The 2,797-nt window shown below is 71.8% G+C and carries 2 protein-coding genes and 1 pseudogene; all 3 read right to left on the bottom strand.

Annotated features, from left to right (window positions below; translation table 11 throughout):
* Positions 1–52: 52 nt before the first annotated feature.
* Positions 53–1,030: a c-type cytochrome biogenesis protein CcsB gene (gene ccsB / locus AC2VNT_RS00680; RefSeq protein WP_486945026.1), complete on the bottom strand. Its 978-nt coding sequence runs from the start codon at positions 1,028–1,030 to the stop codon at positions 53–55.
* Positions 1,031–1,037: 7 nt separating this feature from the next.
* On the bottom strand, positions 1,038–2,630 hold the full coding sequence (gene resB / locus AC2VNT_RS00675) for a cytochrome c biogenesis protein ResB (RefSeq protein WP_486945027.1): 1,593 nt from the start codon (positions 2,628–2,630) through the stop codon (positions 1,038–1,040).
* A gap of 44 nt (positions 2,631–2,674) precedes the next feature.
* A pseudogene (locus tag AC2VNT_RS00670) lies at positions 2,675–2,797 on the bottom strand (cytochrome c biogenesis protein CcdA); the annotation flags it as partial.

Below are 2,797 nucleotides of genomic sequence, written 5' to 3'. Positions count from 1 at the left end.
TTTGCTGCTAAGGCAGGGTAGCGCAACGGCGCCGGTTAGGCTCAGCTGCAGGTCAGCCGAGCCCGGCGTAGGAGTGCAGGCCCACGGTCACCAGGTTCACGAAGAACAGGTTGAACACCATGGCGACGAACCCGGCGACGTTGATCCAGGCCGCCTTCTCGTCGCGCCAGCCCGCCGTCGACCGGGCGTGCAAGTAGGCCGCGTAGACCACCCACGCCACGAACGACACCGTCTCCTTGGGGTCCCAGCCCCAGTACCGGCCCCACGCTCCCTCGGCCCAGATGGCGCCGAAGATCACCCCGAACCCGAACACCGGGAAGGCGAAGATGGTGGTCCGGTAGGCGATCCGGTCCAGGGTCTGGGCGTCGGGCAGTCGGCGCACGATCCGGGCCAGCTCGCCCGGGGTGGCCGGGTCGCTCAGCCGCGACCGACGCAGCAGGAACAGGATGCTGGCCACCCCGGCGACCACGAAAACCCCCGAGCCGACGCTGACCACCGACACGTGGATCGGCAGCCAGTAGGACTGCAGCGCCGGCATCACCGGCGCCGCCGTGGCATACAACCAGTGCCCGGAGACCGCCAGCAGGATCAGCACCGGGAACAGCACGAACACCCACAGGCTGCGGTGCTGCGGGCGGCGCAGCACCACCGCGGCGGCGACCAGCCCGGAGAAACACGTCAGGTTGATGAACTCGTACATGTTGCCCCACGGCGGACGCAGGGTGGCCGCGCCGCGCAGCACGATGCAGGCCAGCAGCAGGCCGATGCCCAGGTAGACCAGGGCCAGCCCGGCCCGGCCCACCCGTTCGTCGAACGGCCGGTGTGCGGTCTCGACGACGACACCGGGGGTGCCGGCGTCGGCGGAGACCGGCCCGGCGGTCACCAGCTCGCTCTGGGTGGGCTCGCGGGTGCGGCGGTAGGCGAGCTCGGCGGCCAGCGCCAGCAGCGCCATCACCAGGACGATCAGCGCCGAGGTGAACGCCCAGTCCGAGTAACCGGCCAGCGCGCCGTTGACGTGGGTCGTGTTCATCGCCTTATCAGACCTCCTTGCCGGCCGCTGCCTCGACCACCGAGTCCGTCGCCGTGGCCGGGTCCGGCGGGGCGTCGAACCCCGCGAAGAGCCGGGTGGTCAACCGTTCGAACTCGCCGCCCCAGCCGGCGTTGTCGGTGCGGGCCAGACCGCCCAGCTCGACGTTCACCGTACCCGCGTCGGCCGGGGCGACCCGCACCCAGACCCGGCGCCGGCGCACCACCAGCGACACCACCAGCCCGGCCATCATCGCGACGATGCCGGCCAGCACCCAGCGCTGACCCGGGTCGTAGGAGACCTGCACGTTGATGAACGGAACGACGCCGTCGAACCGCACCACGGTGCCGTCGTCGAGGCGCACCTGCTCGCCGGGCCGCAGATTGGCCCGGCGCACTTTGACCAGTCGGCCTTCGTGGATCAGCCGGGAGTCCAGGGTGAACAGCGGCTGCGGCCGGCCGGTGTCCAGTCCGGTGTCGCCGCGGAAGACGTCGATCGCCACCGCCGGGTCGTTCAGCGCGGGGAACGCCGAGGAGAGCAGGTTGTGCTCGTCGACCTGACGGGTCGGCGCCAGCAGACCCTGGATGGCGATCTGGTGCCGGCGCCGCTCGGCCCGATCGGGGTACATGCCGGCCGGCGGGTCGATGCGCACCGCGCCCGACGACAGCAGCGTCAGCGGGTTGTCCGGCCGCCACTGCACCGTCGAGGTGCGGCTCTGCCCATTCGGGAAGACCACGGTGAACGTCGGCGCATAGCCGTGTCCCTGCAGGTAGGCGCGGACCCCGTCCACCCGCAGCGGGTGGTTGACGCTCAGCCGGTAGGGCTGCCAGTGCCCGGCCGGGCCGGACGCCAGGTCGCGGCCGGCCTGGTAGTCGATGTCCGCGGTGTACGAGGTGGCCTGCCCGGACGTCAGGTAGTCGGCGGTGAAGTCGTCGACCCGGAGGCAGATCGGCCGCAGTTCGGTGCCGTCGACGGTGGTGCCGGCCCGGAACGAGTCGAACGCCGCCGGGGAGGCCGAGCAGAAGCCGGGGCCGCCGTCGGCGACGACGATCACGTTGCCCTCGTAGCCGAGCATCTTTCCGGCCGCCACCGCGGCCAGCACCGCGAGCAGCGCGAAGTGGAAGACCAGGTTGCCCAGCTCGCGCAGATACCCCTTCTCGGCGGAGACCTCCAGCGCGCCGCCGGTGCCGGTTCGCACCGACCGCCGCCAGCCGTGCAGCCGGCCGGCGAGGGCCGCCGCCACCGTCGCCGGCTGACCAGCGAACCGGGCGGTGGCGTGTTTGGGCAGCCGGGTCAGGTTGCGCGGGACGGACACCGGGGTGGCCCGCAGGCTGCGCGTGAGTTCGACGGTGCGCGGGGTCAGGCAGCCGACCAGCGAGACACCCAGCAGCACGTAGATCGCGGTGAACCAGAAGCTGGAGAAGACCTCAAAAGCCTGCAGCCGGTTCAGCCACGGCCCGATCACCGGGTGCAGCGCCAGGTACTCGTCGACCTTGCCGGCGTTGAGGTTGCGCTGCGGCAGCAGCGCCCCGGGGACGGCGGCCAGGGCCAGCAGGAAGAGCAGCACCAGCGCGGTGCCCATCGAGGTCAGCGACCGCCACAGGTTGCGCGCCGTGCCGGTCAGCCCGGTGAGCAGACGGACGGCCATCAGATCGGCAGCCGCACGTCGGAGACCACGGCGTCGCGCAGCCAGGAGACGACGTGGTTCCACACCCCGGTGGCCAGCGCCGCCCCGACCGCGATCAGCAGCGCGCCGCCGAAGACCTGGAT

It is taken from the genome of Mycobacterium sp. TH-M15 (assembly GCF_057473705.1).
Note: the sequence above shows the minus strand (reverse complement) of the source record. Positions and strands in the feature narration are given on the sequence as shown.